The organism is Pseudomonas zeae, from assembly GCF_014268485.2.
Classification (GTDB): Bacteria; Pseudomonadota; Gammaproteobacteria; order Pseudomonadales; family Pseudomonadaceae; genus Aquipseudomonas; species Aquipseudomonas neuropathica.
The window spans coordinates 534,978-555,365 of sequence record NZ_CP077090.1 but is presented as its reverse complement, the minus strand read 5'-3'; the positions used below and the strand labels follow the sequence as shown (position 1 = coordinate 555,365).

Below are 20,388 nucleotides of genomic sequence, written 5' to 3'. Positions count from 1 at the left end.
CACCTCGCTGGCCGGTAAAGCAAAATCGCAGCCCAAGGGCTGCGATTTTTTTTTGCCGTTTACACCACCAGGTATTCCAGTGCATGCCGCAGTTCAGCAGGGATCGGCACCGGCTGATTACTCGCCCGATCGACGAATACGTGAACGAAGCGCCCGGCCGCACACGCCTCGCTTTCACCCACCTTGAACACCGCCAGCTCGTATTGCACTGAACTGTTGCCCAACTTGCCGACTCGCAGACCGATCTCGATCAGATCCGGGAAGGAGATCGAGGCGAAGTAATCGCACGCCGAACTGACTACAAAACCCACAACCTCGCCGTCATGAATATCCAGACCACCGACCTGTATCAGGTAGGTGTTCACCGCCGTATCGAAGAAGCTGTAGTAGGTGACGTTGTTGACGTGACCGTAGGCGTCGTTGTCGTGCCAGCGTGTGGTGATGGGCTGGAAGTGTGGGTAGTCGGTGCGTTGTGGCATCGGGTTGGACATTGCTCAACAATCCCTGAAGTTAATGGGCGAGTCTAATTCAAAACCCTTCGCGAGCAGGCTCGCTCCCACATTTGAAATGCGCTCTCCTGTGGGAGCGAGCCTGCTCGCGAAGACGTCAGCACCGCCGCCAGACTTAACGATCTGCAAATCCCTCGCCCTGCGCCGCCAACTCGCCAATCAACCGCGCCGGTTTCCACTGATCGCCCTGGCGCGTCTCCAGCGCCAGCAAGCGCTGATGAATGTCCGCGAGCCCTTGCTGATCCGCCCAGGCCATCGGCCCGCCCTTGTCCGCCGGGAAGCCGTAGCCGTTCAGGTACACCAGATCGATGTCGTGTGCAGACTCGGCAATGCCCTCCTGCAAAATCTTCGCACCCTCGTTGACCAATGCCAGAAGACTGCGCTCCAGGATCTCCTCAGGACCGATCTCGCGGCGCTGGAAGCCCAACTCTTCGCTGACCTGCAATACCAGCGCATCGACCTCAGGATCGTGCTCAGCCTGACGACTGCCCGGTTCGTAATGGTAATAACCGTTGCCAGACTTCTGCCCGAACCGGCCCATCTCGCACAAACGGTTATCCACCTGCACCTCTGGCGCATCCTGGCCCTTGCCGGCCAACTCGCGTGCACGCCATTCCAGATCGATGCCGACCACGTCGTACATGCGGAACGGCCCCATGGCAAAACCGAAACCTTGCAGCGCTGCGTCGACCTGCTGTGGATAAGCGCCCTCAAGCAACATCTTGCGCGCCTCGAGGACATACGGATGCAGCATGCGATTGCCGATAAAACCATGGCAGTTACCCGACACCACACTGACCTTGCCCATGCGTTTGCCCAGTGCCAGTGCCGCCTCCAGCACCGTCGCAGAGGTCTGTGCGCCGCGAACGATTTCCAGCAGTTTCATGATGTGCGCCGGGCTGAAGAAATGCAGGCCCAGCACCTGATTCGGACGCTTTGTCGCTGCGGCTATCGCATCGATGTCCAGCGCCGACGTATTGCTTGCCAACAGTGCCTCAGGCTTGAGCAAACCATCCAGCTCACGAAAGATCTTCTGCTTCAGCTCAAGATTTTCGTACACCGCCTCGATCACCAGATCGACATTGCGAATCGCCGCATAATCCGCTGCCGCACTGACCCGCGCCAAACGCGCATCCGCTTCGGCCTGATCAATCCGTCCCTGGCGCACGTTGTGTGCATAAGTCTCGGCCACAGTGGCGAGTGCCTGTTCAAGCATCTGTGGATTGTTATCCACCCAATGCACCGTCACGCCGGCATTGGCCAGACACATGACAATGCCCCGGCCCATGGTGCCCGCGCCGATCACCGCGGCTTGCTGAATATCGAAGGTTGTCTGGCTCATGTTGTTCTCTTGTTGGCGATCCAAAGACAGACCTCAACCATAGTCAGCCATCGACGTTTTTTGAAGTTTATTACCGTGATGATCGACATTCAGCGGATGGATACAGCCCTGCTTTTGTGGGAGCGAGCCTGCTCGCGAAAGGGTCATCACATTCAAAATGGTGTTGCCTGATGTACCGCTTTCGCGAGCAGGCTCGCTCCCACAAGGGCTCTTGCTCAACCGAGCAAATGATCATCAGCCCAGCTGCGGACTTCGGCGTAGGGATATTCCTCCAACGCAGCAAACCCGGGAATAGCGCGCGCCTTGAGCTTGGTGAACAACGGCACGCTGATCCCACACAAAAATCGCGTCAACCGCTCAGCCGTTGGAATCACCCCGGTGTACTGCTCATGCCTGTGGATAAAATCACCACACAGCGCCGCAAAGTTTTTATCCACAAGTGCTGGCAACTCCGGTGGTGCCGGCAACCGCGCCACTTGACCATGACACACCGAACAATGCCCACACCGCTCAGGCGCATTGTGATCACCGAAATACTCCGCCAGGCGATAACCCAGGCAGCGTTCGGTGGCGAATACCTCAAGCATGGCGTGGATGCGCGCCACTTCGGCCTGCTCATGCCGGGTGAAATACTCATGCAGCTCGGCACTCAGGGCATCGCTGTCGAAGTCGCTGTGCAGCAGGCTGTAGACCTCGGTCATCTGCTTGCTTTCCAGCTCGACCCAACCCTTCTCCTGGAAGTAATCCAGCGCCTTCACCACTCGATTGCGCTCGGCGGAATACTGCGAATACATCGCCTCGAAATTCACCGTGGCCCAGGTGCGCGCGCGCGCCGAGGTCTGAATGATTGCGCCGACAAAATCCCTGCGCTCACCGTCGAAGCGCTCAAGCAGCGCTTCGGGTTCCAACAGGTATTTGAAACGGTATTCGGCGTAATAGGCGTAGCGCGGCGCGATCAAACCGCGCAGTTCCAGTTGCACCAGCAAGGTCTTCAGCGGCAGTGCACGTATGTTGCTTTGATCAGCCAATGGCCCGAGCAGAAACTCCCACTGCCCTTCCGGCACCGAGGCCTTTAGCTCATCGAGTACATAGCGAATGCCGTCGCGCTCCGGCGTATCGCCGTAGACGAAGTTTTCCAGCACATTGAGGCTGTCGCGATTAGCCAATACCAGACAATCCGACGGCTGCCCGTCACGCCCGGCGCGGCCGATTTCCTGACTGTAGTTTTCGATGGATTTGGGCAGGTCGAAGTGCACGACATTGCGGATGTCACTCTTGTCGATGCCCATGCCGAATGCGATGGTCGCGACGATGCAATTGGATTGCCCGGCCATGAAGCGCTTCTGGATCGCCTCGCGTTTGTCGTGGGCTAAACCGGCGTGATACGCCTCGGCCTGAATGCCGTTGCGCTCAAGGTGTTCAGCGATGTGCTCAGCAGTTTTCTGCAAGGTCACGTAGACGATGCTCGGCTGCCCCGCACGCTCGGTCATCCACTCGACCAGCCGCCGGCGCTTGTCCTGGCCACGTACCGGTTCCACCAGCAGATTGAGGTTGGGCCGGTAGAAGCCCGTGGTCACCACATCGTCAGCGGCGATAGCGAATTTGGCCTGCATGTCGGCGATGACTTTCGGCGTTGCCGTAGCGGTCAGCAGCAAGGTTTGCGGGATGTTGAACTGCCGCTGATAGTCCGGCAGCTTGAGATAATCGGGGCGGAAGTTATGGCCCCACTCCGAGATGCAATGCGCCTCGTCCACCACCAGCAGCGAGATGGGTACCTGCTGCAAAAAGTTGCGAAAGCGCTCGTTTTTCAAGCGCTCCACCGAGATCATCAAAATCTTCAATTCACCCGAGCGGGCGCGGGCCATCACGTCATTGGCATCATCGCGACTCTGCGCCGAATCGATGCTGCCAGCCGAGATACCGTGTCGCTGCAAAAAGGCCAGTTGATCCTGCATCAACGCCAGCAACGGCGAGACTACCAACGTCAGGTGCGGCAGCATCAGCGCCGGCAATTGGTAGCAAATCGACTTGCCGGAACCGGTGGGAAAAATCGCCGCTGCCGAGCGCCCGGCCAGCACCGCGCTGATCGCCGCCTCTTGCCCGGGTCGAAACTGTGGGAAACCAAAAACCTGTTCCAGGGTGTTGTGCATTCGCTGTCACTCCATTGACTGCTGCCATGCCAACAGCCTAGCGGGCGATCGCAGCGAGTCGAGAAAAGGTCGGGGCCAAATCGATTCGGAATGATACAGCGATTACTTGATTGCCACGGTCCCTGTGGGAGCGAGCCTGCTCGCGAAGAGGCCAGTCAGAACAACACCACACCGAAGGTTCAGGGGCGCAACACCGCCACCCGCAACTGCTCATTCAGCATCTGCTCATGCACACCTTGGCTCTTGCTCGCCCACAGCGCATGAGCCGGGCTGATGTCCCCCGTGAACGCTGCCGCCAACTGCCGCAGGTCAGCGACGCTGCGCACACGCGGGCAGAACAGTTGTTCATCACAGCTCTGACTGGCGTTGCGATAGGTGCTCAACAACCCCTCCCAGAGGCCATCACGCACGTGGCGAATCGACTTCAATTGCACGTGGGGCACACCGAGTCGCTGCTCAAGCCCTTCCTCATCCAGTGCTTCGCTGGCCAACAGAGCTTTGGCGAACATCAACACTTCACCGCGCGCCGCCGTGTCCATGCTCGCCTGGCTGATGATAGCCTCCGGCCAATCGGTGCGATCGAGGCGATCCAGCACCCACGCATTGCCAATGTCAGAGGCCATGGTCAAACGGCAAGTACTCAGCCCGAGCAATAAAATCGCAGCCATTCGTAGCCAGTGCATACCTAATTCCCTTTAAGCGCGTGTCAGACGTTTAGAAACGCCCTACAGATTCTGGCGCGCACGATACAGCGGTTTACCGCGAATCGCCTGACAATCACGTAGGAATTATTACGCCTAAGGGTTTTGGCCTGAAAAAGCTGCGAAAACACGTAGGGTATTTCCTCAAAACACGGAAAAACCCCTACGAATACTGTCCATTGCGGCTGTCTTGTCCCACAGAGAAACGCCCTTCTATAGTGGCCGGCGCGGCTGCAAACACTGCACCAGCCCGCCCCAGCGCCTTCGAACAGGACACGCCTCACATGATCAACCGCTATCGCCCCCTCAAGACTTGCTACAGCGAAAACCCGGTACTGCTTATCGACAGCCACTCCAGCCAGACTGACCTGATCAATGCCGCCGATCAACGCCTGCGCGCGGCCGGGGATTTGCTGGAAACGCTCTACTGCTTATGTTTCAAACAGGCTGACGTGAAAGATATTCCAAACATCGTTAACGCGCTTTATCTGCTGGTGCAGGATGGCTGCGACTTGCTTGAAGTGGTCAAGCAGAGGCCAGCGCAGCCGGCGTACAACTAGATCACTCCAGGTCAGCGCTATATCTCCTTGGGCAGGAATCCAACAATGAATGTTACAAGCGATGAGTTCGATCCACCGAGTGACGAGGATGCCTACAAGGCTTGGTTAATCCGACAGGTTCAAGCCAGCCTTGATGATCCTCGCCCCAGCATTCCCGATGAGGTATCCAGAGCATTGATGGCTGATAAACGCGCGCGTTTAAAACAGAAGGTCGATCAGCGGCGATGACCTATCAAATCTACGTCCCGTTCCTACAAAGACAGACTCCTTGTCTTCTATCGGCTTCGTGTAGCTGATCTCTATAGTCGTGGCTGTCGCTGTCAATTCAGCGGCTCGGGCTTGGTCACCCGATTGGATCGTGTATACGCATGCGCTGTATGCTGCCGGCACTCATTTGCCTGCAGTTTATGGTGACTGTGTTTGGGACACCTTCGGGTGTGCCGGGTATGTGCACGATCCTCACCGGTTGACCAACCCGAACACAGTTGCCTCCTGTCGCTTGGTCACGATGTGGTGGCTTCACCTGAAGCATATGAGGATCAAAAAATGAAAACATGGAATCAATTCACCACCGATCGCTACCGCCCACTCGAATCCAATCTCACCGACACCAAGCCTCTGCTCATCGACACCCAGGCCAACCCGCAAGACATCCTCGAATGCGCCGTCCAGCGCCTGCGCGCTTCAAGCGACCTGCTAAAAACCCTCTACTGCCTAAGCTTCAAACAAGCCGACGTCGAAGACATCCCCCACATCACCCACGCCCTCTATCTGCTGACGCAGGATGGCTGTGACCTGCTGCAAGTCGCACAGCAGCAGATGCTCAACTGGAAGGCTCCAGCCTGAATCGAGTGATCGTATCTCTCTTATGCACTCTATGAGAGCGATCAAAAAAACGGTAATCAAACATGGGAGCAACCATGAGCAAATTCTTTGATGAGCTGATGGAAAGCGTTATCGAGATGGACGAGATCTTACGCAAAAAGCATCGCGATTCAGACTCGAATGCTGATACGAGCGTTTTGACGTTTCAGCAAAAGCAGGCCCATTACGACAAGGTTCGCCGATCAAACTATTTGGCCAGCCTACGCATTGAAGGTTTTGAAACCACCCCTGCCGATGCTGAAAAGCCACTTTCCTCACGTATGCAGGTTCTCGAAAAGTACCGGCAAAAACCGGGCTGACTAGAGGAAGCGCTAACGTTCAAGTGGCAGTATTCTAGCTATATGAACCGAAAACAGATGGAATAATGCCACTTAACTTCGTTTTTCACGGGTCTTACGGCAAACAGCATTCTTCATCTTAAGTGCTATTATTCTGGCAGTTAAGGTTAAAAAATGAAGGAATACTGCCACATGGCCAAGAAAACAGCGCCGCTTTTGCCCTCCACTGCTCGACTTCTGGTCGACTTAGGCGAACGCCTGAAGCTGGCGCGCCTGCGCCGCAAATTGACGGCCAAGCAAGTCGCTGAACGATCTGGCATGTCGCTGACAACCTTGCGCAATGTGGAGACGGGAGGATCAGGAGTGACCATCGGCGCCTACCTTTCGGTCATGCAAGTGTTGGGATTGGAAAAGGATCTGAACAAACTGGCTGCAGCCGATGAAATGGGTCGCCAATTGCAGGATGCGCAGTTAATGCCTGCAACACGATCCGCAGCGAAAAAGCCCCAGCGAGTACGAGCAGTCAGTGTGGCAAAAAAGGGCGCATCCGAACACGTCGAGACTTCAAACGTTATCGATGCCGCCACTACCACGAAAATTCCGGCTGACTTCCCATTCAACACACACTCACTCTCCAGCCTTTTGAACAAGAAGAAAAAGGCCAGCCCCCCAACAGGTGAAGAATGACGCTGATTGCTGTTTATGCAGACTGGGAATCCTTGAAAGGCGCCAGACGCCTCGGATTTCTACACGCAAGGAAAACACGCAACACCAACGTGTTCGAATTTGAGTACGACCCGAATGCGCTGGCCGATCCCGAGTTGAGTTCCATAACTCTAGACCCGCGCATCGGCCCCTTCGAAGGCCGCCAATTCCCCGGCGAACATCAGAGCCGCTTTGGCGTCTTTGCAGACTCAAGCCCCGATCGTTGGGGCCAACTGCTGATGAAACGCCGCTTGGAAAGGGACATTCGCGACGGCTTGCTTCCCAGCAACAGCAAGTTGTTTGAATCCGATTACCTGCTTGGCGTCCACGACCTGTTCCGTGTCGGCGCCCTTCGCTACAAACTCAATGACGAAGGCAACTTCCTCGACGACCGCGACGGCGTTGCCGCCCCACCCTTTGTCGAGCTACGCGCGTTAGAGCAGGCAAGTCTCGCCCTGGAAAACGACAGGGACAACACAGCCACCGAGGGCCGCGAATGGCTAAGAATGCTCATCGCACCGGGCGGCTCACTGGGCGGCGCCAGACCGAAAGCCAGCGTCGTCGACGAGTTCGGTCAACTGTGGATCGCCAAATTCCCAAGTACGAGAGATGACTACGATGTTGGTGGTTGGGAATTTGTAGTAAACGCTTTGGCGGTCAACTGTGGTCTGCGTGTTGCGACCGGTATGGCCCGACGCTACGCAAGCGATCACCATTGCTTCCTGGTGAAGCGTTTCGACCGAACCGCGCGCGGCGGCCGACATCACTTCGCATCAGCCATGACCATGACCAACCGCGTCGACGGCGACGACGCCTCAACCGGCGCCAGCTATCTAGAGTTGGCGGAAGTAATCATGGAACACGGCTCGGAACCTAACACCGACCTCCGTGAACTCTGGTCACGAATCGTCTTCAACATCTTGGTTTCCAACACCGACGATCACCTGCGAAACCATGGTTTTATTCTGGATCCTGGTCGGGGATGGCGATTGTCGGCAGCCTACGACATGAATCCGGTGGCACATGCGGATGGGTTGAAGCTGAACATCACTGATTCTGACAATGCGCTGGACTTGGAGCTGGCGAGGGAAGTCGCTGGTTATTTTCGGGTTAGCCGTGAGGATTCAGCAGGCATCATTGAGCGCATTCAAGACGTGATCCGTCTTTGGCCGGAGATCGCTAATGCGCTTGGGATGTCCAGAAGTGAGCAGGAAAGGATGGCGCTTGCTTTTCGTACCTTCTAATCACCCACAAAAAAGCCGCCTCAAAAGGCGGCTTTTTCATTCACAACAAACCAATCTTACAACTTCGGCCCTGCAGCCTTGATCGCGTCGCTCACTTCGAACTTCTTGAAGTTCTCGATGAACAGACCGGCCAGCGCTTTCGCAGCCTCGTCGTACGCAGCCTTGTCAGCCCAGGTGTTGCGTGGGTTGAGCAGGTTGGTTTCAACGCCCGGTACGGCCAGTGGCACGTCGAGGTTGATGGTGTCGAGGTGTTCGGTGGCTGCACCGATCAGCGCGCCGCTCTGGATCGCCGCGATCACCGCGCGGGTGGTCGGGATGTTGAAGCGTTTGCCGACGCCGTAGCCGCCGCCGGTCCAGCCGGTGTTGACCAGGTAAACCTTGGAGCCGAAGCCGCGGATGCGCTTGATCAGTAGCTCTGCGTATTCGCCAGCCGGGCGCGGGAAGAACGGTGCGCCAAAGCAGGTGGAGAAGGTCGACTTGATGCCGCTGCCCGAACCCATTTCAGTCGAGCCCACCAGTGCGGTGTAGCCGGACAGGAAGTGGTAGGCCGCTTGTTCTTCGTTGAGGATCGACACTGGCGGCAGCACGCCGGTCAGGTCGCAGGTCAGGAAGATCACCGCGTTTGGCTCGCCGCCCAGGTTCTTCTCGGAACGCTTGGCAACGTGCTCCAGCGGGTACGCGGCGCGGCTGTTCTGGGTCAGGCTGACATCGGCGTAGTCGGCGTGCTTGGCATCGTCGATGACAACGTTTTCCAGCACTGCGCCGTGCTTGATGGCTTTCCAGATCACCGGCTCGTTCTTCTCGGAGAGGTCGATGCACTTGGCATAGCAACCGCCTTCGATGTTGAACACCACGCCTTCGCCCCAACCGTGTTCGTCGTCACCGATCAGGTAACGGCTTTCGTCGGCCGACAGGGTGGTTTTACCGGTGCCCGACAGACCGAAGAACAGGGTCACGTCGCCTTCTTCGCCGATGTTGGCAGCGCAGTGCATTGGCAGCACGTCAGCGGCCGGCAGCAGGAAGTTCTGCACGGAGAACATGGCTTTCTTCATTTCACCGGCGTAACGCATGCCAGCGATCAGGACTTTCTTCTGTGCGAAGTTGAGGATCACGCAACCGTCGGAGTTGGTGCCGTCACGCTCAGGCACGCATTCGAAGTTGGCCACGTTGAGCACTTGCCACTCTTCACGACCGGCCGGGTTGTACTGGGCCGGGTTGATGAACAGGCAACGACCGAACAGATTCTGCCAGGCAGTCTGGGTGGTCATTTTCACGGCCAGGTAGTGATCTTCCGCCGCGCCTACATGCACGTGGGACACAAAGTGCTCTTGCGCGTTGTTGAAGGCTTCTACGCGAGCCCACAGCGCGTCGAACTTGTCGGCCGGGAACTTGCGGTTGATCGGGCCCCAGGCGATAGCGGCCTGGGTGGAAGGCTCTTCAACGATGAAACGGTCAACAGGCGAACGACCGGTGCGGTGACCAGTGCGAACAACCAGAGCGCCGGTATCGGCAAGCTCGCCCTCACCGCGGTTCAGGGCTTCTTTAACCAGATCATCAACACTCAGATCGGTGTACACGGCGTTATTGGCTTGCGTCATGAGGTTCCCCGTCGGCCAGTGGCCGAGTGTGCTCCAAACGTTTTGTAGTAGAAAGTCGTGCACTACTACCGCGAAAAAAGTGGGCCGGATTATGCCAGAAAAGCCCAAAAAGAGTAGGGTCCTCCCGTCGTAACGGCGAAATTCCGTCGTTACGCAGTGAATTTACCTGCGCTGAACCGTTTTAGTGCCGGGTATCTGACGGCGTGTCGACGCCTGCGCCAGCGAACAATTGAGCAATATCGGCTGCGTCGAACAGGTACTGCTGGTTGCAGAACTGGCAATCGATCTCGACAGTGCCGCCGTTCTCTTGAACCAATTGCTGTGCATCCTCAAGACCCAGACTGACCAGCGCGTTGCCCGAACGCTCGCGTGAGCAGGTGCAACGGAAGCGCAGATTCTGCACATCGAACAGGCGCACCTGCTCTTCATGGTAGAGGCGATGCAGGACGGTTTCGTTGTCCAGGCTCAACAACTCATCGGCGGTCAGCGTGCTCGCCAGTGCCGTGAGGTGCTGCCAGCTGGCGGCGCGCTCTTCTTCGTCTTTCAGGCGATCGGCCGGCAGTTGTTGCAGCAGCATCCCGCGGGCGCGGCGGCCGTCAGCGAACAACTTGAAGCGCGTGCCGACTTGTTGCGACATGACGAAATAGTTGGTGAAGCACTCAGACAGGGTTTCGCCATCAAGATCGACGATGCCTTGGTAACGCTGGCCGATCGTCGGGTCGACGGTCAGGGTCAGGTCGCCGCCCGGCATCAGGTCGGCAAGGGTCGCGTCCGGCGCGATCTGCTCGCTGTTGTAACGCGCCAGGCCACGGATCTCGCGCTCGCTGGAGCATTCGATCATCAGCAGCGGGATCGGCCCTTCGGAACGCGCCTGCAGAATCAGCAAGCCATCGAACTTCAGCGTGCCCACCAGCAACGAGGCGGCCGCCATCAATTCGCCCAACAATTGCGCCACCGGCTCCGGGTACGGGTGCTTGGCGAGGACTTCGGCGTAGCTGCGTTCAAGCGCAACCAGTTCGCCGCGCGTGTCGCTGTCATCGAAGATGAAACGTTGGGTGAAATCGGTATCCGCTAGCTCGGTCATAATTTTGGGTATCTGAATGTGGTGACAAAATGGTTACAAGGCGTGAAAATTTGCGCTTCTTGGCACTCTTTTTGGTGCCGACTGCTCTGCCATGGGAGGCATTTTATGAACAATCCGGGTTTGTTCCAATCTAGGTGGAACCTCGGCCGGCTGGTTCTGTGCAACGTAGTGCCACTGGCGCTACTGGCTTTCTGGTTATGGCCTACGGGCAACTCGCTGTGTGTGATTTTCGACGAGTGGCTGTTCCGCTTGCTCAATGCACCGCTGGCCAGCAACCCGATATGGCTCCACATCTGGGCAATTGCAAGTCTGCGTCCGTTCGACATCGTTGTCGGTCTGATCTTGCTGACGCTGCTGATCAAGGGCGACTGGGTCTTCAAGGCAATTGATGTGCGTCGTGCGTTCTTCGGTTTTTTCTCGATCCTGCTATTGATGGTGGTGATTCGCGCACTGTTTTCCAAATTCGCCGACCACATGGACTGGCAGCACAGCAGCCCGTCGATGGTGCTGGAAGGCGCGGTGCATATCAGCGATTACTTCCCGCACATGGAGAAGACCTGGGAGCTGAAGGATCGCTCGAGCCAGAGCTTTCCCGGTGACCATGCTTCGGTGCTGCTGATCTGGGCGCTGTTCATGGGCGTGTTCAGCCGCACGGTCGGGCAGTTTGTGGCGATCTGGGGTCTGGCACTGTTGTTCATGCTGCCGCGTCTGGTGGCCGGTGCGCATTGGGGTCAGGACGATTACATCGGCGGTATGCTGCTGGCGGTGTGGGCGTTGGGCTGGGGTTACTACACACCGTTTGCTTATCACGCCTCGAATTTCTGGCTGAAGGTGACTTCGCCGATTTTCAATCTGCTGAGCAAGTTGCCGCTGGTTTCGCGAATGAGTGTGGTGCGTAGCGCCTGATACCGAGCTGTCTTCGGCGAGGGCTGCGCCCTCGATTCGCAAGCAGGCTCGCTCCCACAATTGATCAAGTATCCACTGGAGGAACCGGATCTACTGTGGGAGCAACCTTGCTCGCGAAGAGGCCAGCACAAGCAGCCCGGAAACGTCGCGCTTACTCGTCGTTGCTGCTACCCCGAAACTTGAACAAATCCCGCCGCTGCTTCTTGCTCGGCTTGCCGTCGGTACTCACACCCAACGCCCCCGCCTTGCGCATTGCCGCGGCCGCTTCACGTTTGGCAATACTCGCCTCGGTCTCCGCGTACAACGTCTGCGCCTCCGGTGCGCCGCGCCGCACAATCGACAACGCCTCGACCTTCACCGTACGCACCTCGAACCCGGTACGAATCTCGAACTCATCGCCAATGCGCGGCTCTTTGCCAGGCTTGCAGCGCTCACCGCGACAATGCACCTTGCCGCTTTCGATCGCCGCTTTGGCCAAGGCACGGGTTTTGTAAAAACGCGCGGCCCATAGCCACTTGTCGAGACGAACCTTGTCGTCCTCTTCGCTTTTTTGCGCCATTTGAATTCCTCGTTCAGCCAGTAGTCGGAACTGTACTACCGTTTCTGTCGGGCGCAACAACTCGGCCCTCCAGATAGACTGTGATCTTGGCCGGTGCACCGGCATGGGGGTGCTCGAATGACTAAATTTCCCTCTTCATTGACTTCGACTCACACCGGTTGCCAGGGCTGCCAGCACAGTGAACCGTTAGGCTTCGATTTTGACTTTGCCTATCAACCCATCGTGGATCTGCGCGATCAGTCGGTTTTCGCCCATGAAGCGTTGGTCCGTGGGGTGAGCGGTGAAGGCGCATTCACTGTGTTGAATCAGGTTACAGAAGAAAACCGCTACCGCTTCGACCAGCTCTGCCGGACCCGTGCCATCAAAGGTGCGGCTGATCTTAATATGCAGACACACTTGTCGATCAACTTCATGCCCAACGCCGTCTATCGTCCAGAGCTGTGCATTCGCAGTACGCTCGAAGCGGCAAAAAAGCACTGTTTCCCGCTCGACCGACTGATTTTTGAAACCCTGGAAAGCGAGCACGTAGATAACTATCGCCATTTGACCAATATTCTGCGTGAATACCGCGAATTCGGCTTCAAGACCGCCATCGACGATTTCGGTGCCGGTCATTCGGGGCTCAATCTGCTGGCTGATTTTCAACCGGACCTGATCAAACTCGACATGGCGCTGATCCGCGATGTCGATCAAGACCGTGTTCGTCAGGTGATCGTTCGGGGGATTGTCACAATCTGTGCGGAGCTGGACGTTACAGTCATTGCCGAAGGCATTGAGAGCGCCGGTGAACGGGATTTCCTGGCGGGCTGTGGAATATTTCTGATGCAGGGCTACTGGTTCGCCAAACCTGCATTCAAAGCGTTGGCCCGGGTTTCGCCTGAGGCCTGGACGCGTTAATCGTTGGTTTTTTCTATTGAAGACATTTGACCATTTGACCGTTGTCGGTCTGCGCGAGTGGGTGGCGCTCCCGGATTTGGGAGTCGCAGGCCTGCGAGCGAAAATCGACACCGGCGCCAGCACCTCCAGCCTGCATGCCACCGACATCGAGCCGTTCGAACGCGACGGCCAGAAGTGGGTACGTTTCACCGCGCACCTGGGCACGGTGGTGCAATTGCGTCACCGCCGCTGCGAAGCGCTACTGGTGACGCGCAAAACCATCAAAAGCTCCAACGGTCATGCCCAGGAGCGCTATGTGATTAGCACCACTCTGGCCCTGGGTGATCGGGTCTGGCCGATCGAGTTCACCCTCGCCTGCCGCAAGTCCATGCGCTATCGCCTGTTGCTCGGTTCCAAAGCCCTGATCGATGGCCATCTGGTGGTCAATCCGGGTATCAAGTATGTACAAGACAAGCCGGTGTTCCCGGTATCAACCTCTTCCACAGGTGTTGCATGAAGATCGCTGTGCTGTCGCGGAACCCGCGTCTGTATTCCACCCGCCGTCTGGTCGAAGCCGGAACCGAGCGCGGGCATGAAATGGTAGTGATCGACACCTTGCGCGCCTACATGAACATCGCCAGCCACAAGCCGCAGATCCACTATCGCGGCAAACCGCTGGAGGGTTTCGACGCGGTGATTCCGCGGATCGGTGCGTCGGTGACGTTTTATGGCTGCGCGGTGTTGCGTCAGTTCGAAATGATGGGGGTGTTCCCGCTCAACGAATCGGTGGCCATCGCCCGTTCACGGGACAAGTTGCGTTCGCTGCAACTGCTGTCGCGGCGCGGCATCGGTCTGCCGGTGACCGGTTTTGCTCACTCGCCGGATGACATTCCCGACCTGATCGACATGGTCAACGGCGCGCCACTGGTGATCAAGGTGCTGGAAGGCACGCAGGGCATCGGTGTGGTGTTGTGCGAAACCGCGACCGCCGCCGAATCGGTGATCGAGGCGTTCATGGGCCTGAAGCAGAACATCATGGTTCAGGAGTACATCAAGGAAGCGGGCGGTGCGGATATTCGCTGCTTCGTGGTCGGTGACAAGGTCATCGCAGCGATGAAGCGTCAGGCCAAGCCGGGCGAGTTCCGCTCCAACCTGCATCGTGGCGGCAGCGCCAGCCTGATCAAGATCACCCCGGAAGAGCGCATGACCGCATTGCGCGCGGCCAAGGTCATGGGCCTGGCGGTGGCGGGTGTGGATATCCTGCGTTCCAATCACGGGCCGCTGGTGATGGAAGTGAACTCGTCGCCGGGGCTGGAAGGGATCGAGACCACCACGGGGAAGAATGTGGCGGGGATCATCATTGAGCACCTTGAGAAGAATGGCGGGCCGAATATGACCCGGACCAAAGGCAAGGGCTAGAGCGAAGAGCTAGAGCTAAGAGCAACAGCCCCTCATCGGAACGCCGCCCGCCTAACCCTCTCCCGAAGGGAGAGGGGACTGATTGGGGGATATTGAAGAACTACGCCGACCTGATCCTGCTGTGCCGAATCCACAATCGCCCCAGTCTTTCAGGTCGATGTATAACGCCAGACACCTCGGTCAGCTCCCTCTCCCTCGGGGAGAGGGCTGGGCGGGCGGCGTTCCGATGAGGGGTTTTTGATCTACACAGCATCTCGCGGCAGCATCAATCCCAACGGCAACCTCACCCGCGCTTCCAGTCCACCCCCGGACCGATTGCGCAGCTCAACATTGCCGCCATGCATCGAAGCAATCCGCTTCACAATCGCCAACCCCAAGCCGGTGCCCTTACCGCCCCGGGCACGATCGCCTCGCGTAAACGGGTTGAAAATCGCTTCAAGTTCCGAAGGATCAATCCCCGCGCCTCGGTCCATCACGCTCAGCACCACATACGGCGCACTGACGTCACCGGACACATAAGCGGCTACCTCAACGCTGCCACCGGCATGGTTCAAGGCGTTGCCGATCAGGTTATTGAGCAAGCGCTTCATCGAGACCCGACGCAGCGGGAACGGCTGAATCGGCTCCAGACGCAAACGCACTTTCTCTTCATTCTGATTGTATGGCGCCGCCACCTCGCGCACCAGATCAGTCAGATCCACCTCTTCCACCGACTCGTCACGACCATCGCGAATAAACGCGAGAAACTGGTCGAGAATCGCATCCATGTCTTCGATGTCCCGGACCATGTCGTCCGTCAGGTCATTTCGGTCGCCCATCAATTCCAGCGACAGGCGCAAGCGGGTCAACGGTGTGCGCAAGTCGTGGGACACGCCGGCCAACATCAATTCACGCTCGCGACCGGCCTGTTCGACGTCTTCCGCCATCTGGTTGAAAGCGCGATAGACCTCGGTCATCTCGCTCGGTGTATCGCTGATCGGCAGCCGCACGCTACGACCCTGACCAAGCTGCCGGGCGGCATACACCAGACGTTTCAACGGCTGGTTGAGCTGACTGACGAAAATCCATGCAGAGGCTGTCGAGAGCAAGCCGATGGCGAGGAACCAGCCGAGCACGTTCCAGATTTTCTGGCCACGCAACGGGTGCGGATACAACGGCACCTTCAACCAGCCATCACCGAGGCTCGGCGCGCGCACCCACAACGCTGGCGGCGAGTGCATGCGCAAACGCACTTCAGTGTCGGCGCCCAGCTCCGCCTGCATTTGTCGCTGATAGATTTCGCTGTACGGCCAGTGCTGTTCGCCTTCCGGCACACCGGCGCCGACCACCCGGATCAGGGTCGCCGCATCAGCAATCTTTGCGCGGTTCTCTTCATCCGCGGCCCAATAGGCACGCAGCGTCAGGGCGACGCCATGGCTGTATTGGCGATCCACCAGCACGTCCTCGTTCATCAATAGATAAACCAGGGTCAGCGCCTTGGAAAACAGCACGACGATGAGCACCAGCCAAAGGGTGCGGGAGAAAAAACTTTGGGGGAACCAGACAGGGGTTTTCATCTATAACCGCTACACACTTGCAGGAGCGAGCAATGCTCGCATATTGCGGATTGCGAGTCTGCGGGCTTGGCCGTTCGACCAAAACCTGCAGACCCGCTCCTACAAATCGCCGATCACTTGGTGGCGGCGCCATCCGGTACGAACACGTAGCCCACACCCCAGACAGTCTGGATATAGCGCGGCTTCGATGCATCAGGCTCGATCATGCGGCGCAGACGGGAAATCTGCACGTCGATGGAACGCTCGAGGGCATCCCACTCGCGGCCACGGGCCAGGTTCATCAGTTTGTCGCGGGTCAGCGGCTGACGCGCGTTCATCACCAGGGCCTTGAGTACCGCAAACTCACCGGTGGTGAGCATGTGCACTTCGTCGCCGCGTTTTAGTTCGCGGGTGGCCAGCGACAACACGTAATCACCGAAGGTGACGTTTTCGTCTTCGCTGCCCGGCGCGCCCGGTACCGGTGCGGCCTGACGACGCAGAACAGCTTTGACCCGCGCCATCAGCTCGTCCGGGTTGAACGGCTTGGCCAGATAATCGTCGGCGCCCAGTTCCAGACCCTTGATACGGCTCATCTCATCGCCCTTGGCGGTGAGCATGATAATCGGGATCTGGTTGTTCGCGGCCCGCAGACGCCGGCACGCGGTCAGACCGTCTTCACCGGGCAGCATCAGGTCGAGGACGACCAGATTGAAAACTTCACGCGACAGCAGACGATCCATCTGCTCGGTGTTCGGTACGGTACGGGCGCGATAGCCCTTGCTGACGAAAAAACGTTCCAGCAGGCTGCTTAAGCCCGGATCGTCGTCAACGATGAGAATTTTTTCGCCTTCAGCAGTTTGTGCAGTGCTGCTCATTGGATGCTCCTTTTAGCTCGGCGCGCATTATGGCGTAGCTGCCGTTATACGCACCGTGTGCATTGTTAGCAGATTTTTCCTTCACTGCCAGAAAACCGGGGTTTATGCCTACAGACTGCGACGCCCCCGAATGACAGAACGCTGGTTATAATGCGCGGCGTTTTGTGCCAGGCAACGTCTGAATCGTTACCGCAGGTGGCAGGCTTTTTTTCCTGCCTAGCGCAGTAATTGTTCGATTTCACGGGTCAATGGGCTGCCTTTTGACCCAGGCAGCGGCAATTTTCTAGCCGCTCAACCAGACTCCGGGCCTTTATTTCCGTGCCTGCGAGCCTGATTTCACAATATGTCAGGTGGTTTTATGGACAGCATCAACAGCCGCATTGCCGAGGAACTCGGCGTACGCCCACAACAGGTCGAAGCGGCCGTCGCGCTACTCGATGAAGGCTCTACCGTTCCCTTCATCGCCCGTTACCGGAAAGAAGTCACCGGCAGCCTCGATGACACCCAGTTGCGTCATCTGGAAGAGCGCCTGCGCTACCTGCGAGAACTCGACGAACGGCGCATCAGCATCCTCGCCAGCATCGAAGAGCAAGGCAAACTCACTCCTGCCCTCGAGCGCGACATCAAACTCGCCGACACCAAGACTCGCCTCGAAGACTTGTACCTGCCGTACAAGCAGAAGCGCCGTACCAAGGGTCAGATGGCCCTGGAAGCCGGCCTCGGCGACTTGGCCGATGGCCTGTTCAACGACCCGAACCTGACCCCGGAAACCGAAGCCGCACGCTTCGTCGATGCCGAAAAAGGCGTGGCCGACGTGAAGGCTGCGCTCGAAGGCGCCAAATACATCCTCATGGAACGCTTCGCAGAAGACGCCAGCCTGCTGGAGAAACTGCGTAACTACCTGAAACAGGAAGCGACCCTCAGTGCCCGCGTCATCGCTGGCAAGGAAGAGGAAGGCGCCAAGTTCCGCGATTACTTCGAACACGACGAACCGCTGAAAAGCATGCCGTCGCACCGTGCGCTCGCCATTTTCCGTGGCCGCAACGAAGGCATCCTCAGCTCCGCGCTGAAAGTCGGCGACGAACTGCCGGGCACCATGCACCCGTGCGAGGGCATGATCGGCCAGCAATTCAACATCCAGAACCAGAACCGCCCGGCCGACAAATGGCTCGGCGAAGTGGTGCGCTGGACCTGGAAGGTCAAGCTCTACACCCACCTGGAAACCGACCTGCTCGGCGAGCTGCGTGACGGCGCCGAAACCGAAGCGATCAACGTCTTCGCCCACAACCTGCACGACTTGCTGCTGGCCGCGCCGGCCGGCCCGCGCGCAACCCTGGGCCTCGACCCGGGTTTGCGTACCGGCTGCAAAGTCGCAGTGGTCGATTCGACCGGCAAACTGCTCGATCACGCCACGGTCTACCCGCACGTGCCGCACAACAAGTGGGATCAGACCATCGCCATTCTGGCTGCCCTGTGCGCCAAGCACTCGGTTGACCTGATCGCCATCGGCAACGGCACCGCCAGCCGCGAGACCGACAAACTGGCGATCGAGCTGATCAAAAAATATCCAGCGATGAAAATGACCAAGGTCATGGTTTCCGAGGCCGGTGCATCGGTGTACTCGGCGTCGGAACTGGCGGCCAAGGAATTCCCGGATCTTGACGTGTCGATCCGTGGCGCGGTGTCCATCGCCCGTCGTCTGCAGGATCCGCTGGCCGAGCTGGTGAAAATCGATCCGAAATCCATCGGTGTCGGCCAGTACCAGCACGACGTTTCGCAGTTGAAACTGGCGCGTGGTCTGGACGCTGTGGTCGAGGACTGCGTGAACGCCGTTGGCGTTGATGTGAACACTGCTTCGGTGGCGCTGTTGGCGCGGATCTCCGGCCTCAACGCGACGCTGGCGCAAAACATCGTCACGCACCGCGACGAACACGGTGCGTTCAAAACCCGCGCAGCGCTGAAGAAAGTCGCGCGTCTGGGCGAAAAAACCTTCGAACAGGCGGCCGGTTTCTTGCGCGTGATGAACGGCGACAACCCGCTGGACTCGTCGGCGGTGCACCCGGAAGCCTACCCGCTAGTGCAGCGCATTGCCGCTGAAACCGACCGCGACATTCGCTCGCTGATTGGCGATGCCGCGTTCCTCAAGCGTCTGGATCCGAAGAAATTCACCGACGAAACCTTCGGCCTGCCGACCGTGACCGACATCCTGCAAGAGCTGGAAAAACCCGGCCGCGACCCGCGTCCGGAGTTCAAGACTGCCGAGTTCCAGGAAGGCGTTGAAGACCTCAAAGACCTGCAACTGGGGATGATCCTCGAAGGCGTCGTCACCAACGTGACCGCATTCGGTGCCTTCGTCGACATCGGCGTGCATCAGGACGGTCTGGTGCACATCTCGGCGCTGTCGGAGAAGTTCATCAAGGATCCGCGTGAAGCGGTGAAGGCCGGCGATGTGGTGAAAGTGAAGGTCATGGAAGTCGACATCCCGCGCAAACGCGTTGGCCTGTCGATGCGCATGGGCGACACCCCGGGCGAGAAGATCGACGGCGCCCGTGGCTCGCGTCCAGGCTCGGCGCAACGCCAGCCTTCGAACAACGCGCCGCGCAAGGAAACTGCGACCGCAGCGCCAGTGAACAACGCGATGGCCTCGCTGTTCGCCAATGCCAAGCAGTTGAAGAAACGCTGATGGAGATTCCGGCCGGGCTCGTCGAGAGCGCGTTTTTCAAGCTGTTGGGCTGCCGCCTGCACAGCCTGGAAACCGGGGTGGCGCAAGTCGCCCTGGTGCTGGAACCGGAACTGCGCAATCGCGGCGGAAAATTGCACGGTGGCGCGCTGTTCAGTCTGGTCGATATCGCCATGGGGCTGGCCTGTTCCAGCACTCATGGCTTCGATCAGCAGAGCGCGACCATCGAGTGCAAGATCAACTATATCCGCGCCGTTTCCGACGGTGAGGTCATGTGCACGGCGCGGGTGATTCACCCGGGCCGACGTACTTTGGTGGTCGAAGCCGACGTGATGCAGGGCGACAAACTGGTCGCAAAAGCGCAAGGCACGTTCGCTGTCCTGTAGCTACCGGTCATCATTTTGAGTTAATTTCGGCGCAACGAACCTTGTGGGAGCGAGCTTGCTCGCGAAGGCGGTGTGTCAGGCAACCGAAATGTTGGC

General features: G+C 58.3%; 21 protein-coding genes. 12 read left to right on the top strand and 9 right to left on the bottom strand.

The genetic code is table 11. The features are described from left to right. Positions 1–59 precede the first annotated feature (59 nt). The 4 genes from HU754_RS02430 to HU754_RS02415 all read right to left on the bottom strand — a co-directional run bounded on the left by HU754_RS02430 (position 60) and on the right by HU754_RS02415 (position 4,684). The gene (locus HU754_RS02430; RefSeq protein WP_186620744.1) at positions 60–491 is read right to left on the bottom strand and encodes an acyl-CoA thioesterase; all 432 of its coding nucleotides are present in this window, start codon (positions 489–491) and stop codon (positions 60–62) included. 133 nt (positions 492–624) lie between these two features. After that, the gene (locus HU754_RS02425) at positions 625–1,851 is read right to left on the bottom strand and encodes a 3-hydroxyacyl-CoA dehydrogenase (RefSeq protein ID WP_186620745.1); all 1,227 of its coding nucleotides are present in this window, start codon (positions 1,849–1,851) and stop codon (positions 625–627) included. A gap of 215 nt (positions 1,852–2,066) precedes the next feature. Further along, entirely contained in the window at positions 2,067–4,001 is a 1,935-nt protein-coding gene (locus tag HU754_RS02420) for a RecQ family ATP-dependent DNA helicase (protein ID WP_186620746.1), read from the bottom strand. A 179-nt stretch (positions 4,002–4,180) separates the two neighbouring features. Then, positions 4,181–4,684, bottom strand: coding sequence for a polysaccharide deacetylase (locus HU754_RS02415; protein ID WP_186620747.1), 504 nt, complete (start codon positions 4,682–4,684; stop codon positions 4,181–4,183). 302 nt (positions 4,685–4,986) lie between these two features. On the opposite strand from HU754_RS02415, the gene HU754_RS02410 reads away from it, so the two are divergent. From HU754_RS02410 to HU754_RS02385, 6 genes are all read left to right on the top strand, one after another. Beyond that, entirely contained in the window at positions 4,987–5,262 is a 276-nt protein-coding gene (locus tag HU754_RS02410) for a hypothetical protein (RefSeq protein ID WP_186620748.1), read from the top strand. A gap of 45 nt (positions 5,263–5,307) precedes the next feature. Further along, a complete protein-coding gene (locus HU754_RS02405) occupies positions 5,308–5,490 on the top strand; it encodes an antitoxin PaaA2 family protein (protein WP_186620749.1) in 183 nt (60 codons plus the stop codon). Positions 5,491–5,808: 318 nt separating this feature from the next. After that, the gene (locus HU754_RS02400; RefSeq protein WP_186620750.1) at positions 5,809–6,108 is read left to right on the top strand and encodes a hypothetical protein; all 300 of its coding nucleotides are present in this window, start codon (positions 5,809–5,811) and stop codon (positions 6,106–6,108) included. Positions 6,109–6,284: 176 nt separating this feature from the next. Next, entirely contained in the window at positions 6,285–6,446 is a 162-nt protein-coding gene (locus tag HU754_RS02395; protein ID WP_225919987.1) for a YhfG family protein, read from the top strand. A 171-nt stretch (positions 6,447–6,617) separates the two neighbouring features. Beyond that, entirely contained in the window at positions 6,618–7,112 is a 495-nt protein-coding gene (locus tag HU754_RS02390) for a helix-turn-helix domain-containing protein (RefSeq protein WP_186620751.1), read from the top strand. Continuing rightward, positions 7,109–8,374 (top strand): type II toxin-antitoxin system HipA family toxin, encoded by a 1,266-nt coding sequence (locus HU754_RS02385; protein WP_186620752.1) that lies wholly within the window; start codon positions 7,109–7,111, stop codon positions 8,372–8,374. The genes HU754_RS02390 and HU754_RS02385 overlap by 4 nt, the downstream gene beginning before the upstream one ends. Before the next feature lie 56 nt (positions 8,375–8,430). Here the strand turns inward: HU754_RS02385 and HU754_RS02380 are convergent, their stop codons facing one another. Further along, positions 8,431–9,972, bottom strand: coding sequence for a phosphoenolpyruvate carboxykinase (locus HU754_RS02380; RefSeq protein WP_025110978.1), 1,542 nt, complete (start codon positions 9,970–9,972; stop codon positions 8,431–8,433). Between the two features lie 181 nt (positions 9,973–10,153). Further along, positions 10,154–11,056 carry an Hsp33 family molecular chaperone HslO gene (gene hslO, locus HU754_RS02375; RefSeq protein ID WP_186620754.1) on the bottom strand — a complete coding sequence of 301 codons (903 nt, stop codon included), beginning with the start codon at positions 11,054–11,056 and terminating at the stop codon, positions 10,154–10,156. A gap of 105 nt (positions 11,057–11,161) precedes the next feature. Here hslO and HU754_RS02370 point away from each other — a divergent pair, with 105 nt between their 5' ends. Next, the gene (locus tag HU754_RS02370; protein WP_093429983.1) at positions 11,162–11,962 is read left to right on the top strand and encodes a phosphatase PAP2 family protein; all 801 of its coding nucleotides are present in this window, start codon (positions 11,162–11,164) and stop codon (positions 11,960–11,962) included. 151 nt (positions 11,963–12,113) lie between these two features. Here the strand turns inward: HU754_RS02370 and HU754_RS02365 are convergent, their stop codons facing one another. After that, positions 12,114–12,521, bottom strand: coding sequence for an RNA-binding S4 domain-containing protein (locus HU754_RS02365; RefSeq protein WP_007917939.1), 408 nt, complete (start codon positions 12,519–12,521; stop codon positions 12,114–12,116). A 117-nt stretch (positions 12,522–12,638) separates the two neighbouring features. Here HU754_RS02365 and rimA point away from each other — a divergent pair, with 117 nt between their 5' ends. Genes rimA through rimK form a run of 3 tightly spaced genes read left to right on the top strand, consistent with a single transcriptional unit; the run spans position 12,639 to position 14,816 of the window. Next, complete coding sequence (gene rimA / locus HU754_RS02360; RefSeq protein ID WP_186620755.1) at positions 12,639–13,418, top strand: S6 modification regulatory phosphodiesterase RimA; 780 nt, start codon at positions 12,639–12,641, stop codon at positions 13,416–13,418. Positions 13,419–13,434: 16 nt separating this feature from the next. Next, a complete protein-coding gene (gene rimB / locus HU754_RS02355) occupies positions 13,435–13,914 on the top strand; it encodes a retropepsin-like aspartic endopeptidase RimB (protein ID WP_456107225.1) in 480 nt (159 codons plus the stop codon). After that, on the top strand, positions 13,911–14,816 hold the full coding sequence (gene rimK / locus HU754_RS02350) for a 30S ribosomal protein S6--L-glutamate ligase (protein ID WP_007949201.1): 906 nt from the start codon (positions 13,911–13,913) through the stop codon (positions 14,814–14,816). The genes rimB and rimK overlap by 4 nt, the downstream gene beginning before the upstream one ends. 242 nt (positions 14,817–15,058) lie before the next feature. Here the strand turns inward: rimK and HU754_RS02345 are convergent, their stop codons facing one another. Both HU754_RS02345 and ompR read right to left on the bottom strand, forming a co-directional pair. Then, positions 15,059–16,372 carry an ATP-binding protein gene (locus HU754_RS02345; protein WP_016986270.1) on the bottom strand — a complete coding sequence of 438 codons (1,314 nt, stop codon included), beginning with the start codon at positions 16,370–16,372 and terminating at the stop codon, positions 15,059–15,061. A 113-nt stretch (positions 16,373–16,485) separates the two neighbouring features. Continuing rightward, positions 16,486–17,226 (bottom strand): osmolarity response regulator transcription factor OmpR, encoded by a 741-nt coding sequence (gene ompR, locus HU754_RS02340; protein WP_095123420.1) that lies wholly within the window; start codon positions 17,224–17,226, stop codon positions 16,486–16,488. A 358-nt stretch (positions 17,227–17,584) separates the two neighbouring features. Here ompR and HU754_RS02335 point away from each other — a divergent pair, with 358 nt between their 5' ends. After that, positions 17,585–19,909, top strand: coding sequence for a Tex family protein (locus tag HU754_RS02335; RefSeq protein ID WP_186620756.1), 2,325 nt, complete (start codon positions 17,585–17,587; stop codon positions 19,907–19,909). Continuing rightward, positions 19,909–20,292, top strand: a complete 384-nt coding sequence (locus tag HU754_RS02330) for a PaaI family thioesterase (RefSeq protein ID WP_053116527.1) — start codon at positions 19,909–19,911, stop codon at positions 20,290–20,292. The genes HU754_RS02335 and HU754_RS02330 overlap by 1 nt, the downstream gene beginning before the upstream one ends. Positions 20,293–20,388: the final 96 nt, after the last annotated feature.

Coding starts and splice junctions, on each gene's coding strand:
- HU754_RS02390 (WP_186620751.1), top strand. CDS start 6,618: ATGGCCAAGAAAACAGCGCCGCTTTTGCCCTCCACTGCTCGACTTCTG.
- HU754_RS02400 (WP_186620750.1), top strand. CDS start 5,809: ATGAAAACATGGAATCAATTCACCACCGATCGCTACCGCCCACTCGAA.
- rimK (WP_007949201.1), top strand. CDS start 13,911: ATGAAGATCGCTGTGCTGTCGCGGAACCCGCGTCTGTATTCCACCCGC.
- HU754_RS02405 (WP_186620749.1), top strand. CDS start 5,308: ATGAATGTTACAAGCGATGAGTTCGATCCACCGAGTGACGAGGATGCC.
- HU754_RS02420 (WP_186620746.1), bottom strand. CDS start 4,001: ATGCACAACACCCTGGAACAGGTTTTTGGTTTCCCACAGTTTCGACCC.
- HU754_RS02335 (WP_186620756.1), top strand. CDS start 17,585: ATGGACAGCATCAACAGCCGCATTGCCGAGGAACTCGGCGTACGCCCA.
- HU754_RS02430 (WP_186620744.1), bottom strand. CDS start 491: ATGTCCAACCCGATGCCACAACGCACCGACTACCCACACTTCCAGCCC.
- HU754_RS02380 (WP_025110978.1), bottom strand. CDS start 9,972: ATGACGCAAGCCAATAACGCCGTGTACACCGATCTGAGTGTTGATGAT.
- HU754_RS02365 (WP_007917939.1), bottom strand. CDS start 12,521: ATGGCGCAAAAAAGCGAAGAGGACGACAAGGTTCGTCTCGACAAGTGG.
- HU754_RS02410 (WP_186620748.1), top strand. CDS start 4,987: ATGATCAACCGCTATCGCCCCCTCAAGACTTGCTACAGCGAAAACCCG.
- HU754_RS02345 (WP_016986270.1), bottom strand. CDS start 16,372: ATGAAAACCCCTGTCTGGTTCCCCCAAAGTTTTTTCTCCCGCACCCTT.
- rimA (WP_186620755.1), top strand. CDS start 12,639: ATGACTAAATTTCCCTCTTCATTGACTTCGACTCACACCGGTTGCCAG.
- HU754_RS02370 (WP_093429983.1), top strand. CDS start 11,162: ATGAACAATCCGGGTTTGTTCCAATCTAGGTGGAACCTCGGCCGGCTG.
- HU754_RS02330 (WP_053116527.1), top strand. CDS start 19,909: ATGGAGATTCCGGCCGGGCTCGTCGAGAGCGCGTTTTTCAAGCTGTTG.
- ompR (WP_095123420.1), bottom strand. CDS start 17,226: ATGAGCAGCACTGCACAAACTGCTGAAGGCGAAAAAATTCTCATCGTT.
- HU754_RS02415 (WP_186620747.1), bottom strand. CDS start 4,684: ATGCACTGGCTACGAATGGCTGCGATTTTATTGCTCGGGCTGAGTACT.
- HU754_RS02425 (WP_186620745.1), bottom strand. CDS start 1,851: ATGAGCCAGACAACCTTCGATATTCAGCAAGCCGCGGTGATCGGCGCG.
- hslO (WP_186620754.1), bottom strand. CDS start 11,056: ATGACCGAGCTAGCGGATACCGATTTCACCCAACGTTTCATCTTCGAT.
- HU754_RS02385 (WP_186620752.1), top strand. CDS start 7,109: ATGACGCTGATTGCTGTTTATGCAGACTGGGAATCCTTGAAAGGCGCC.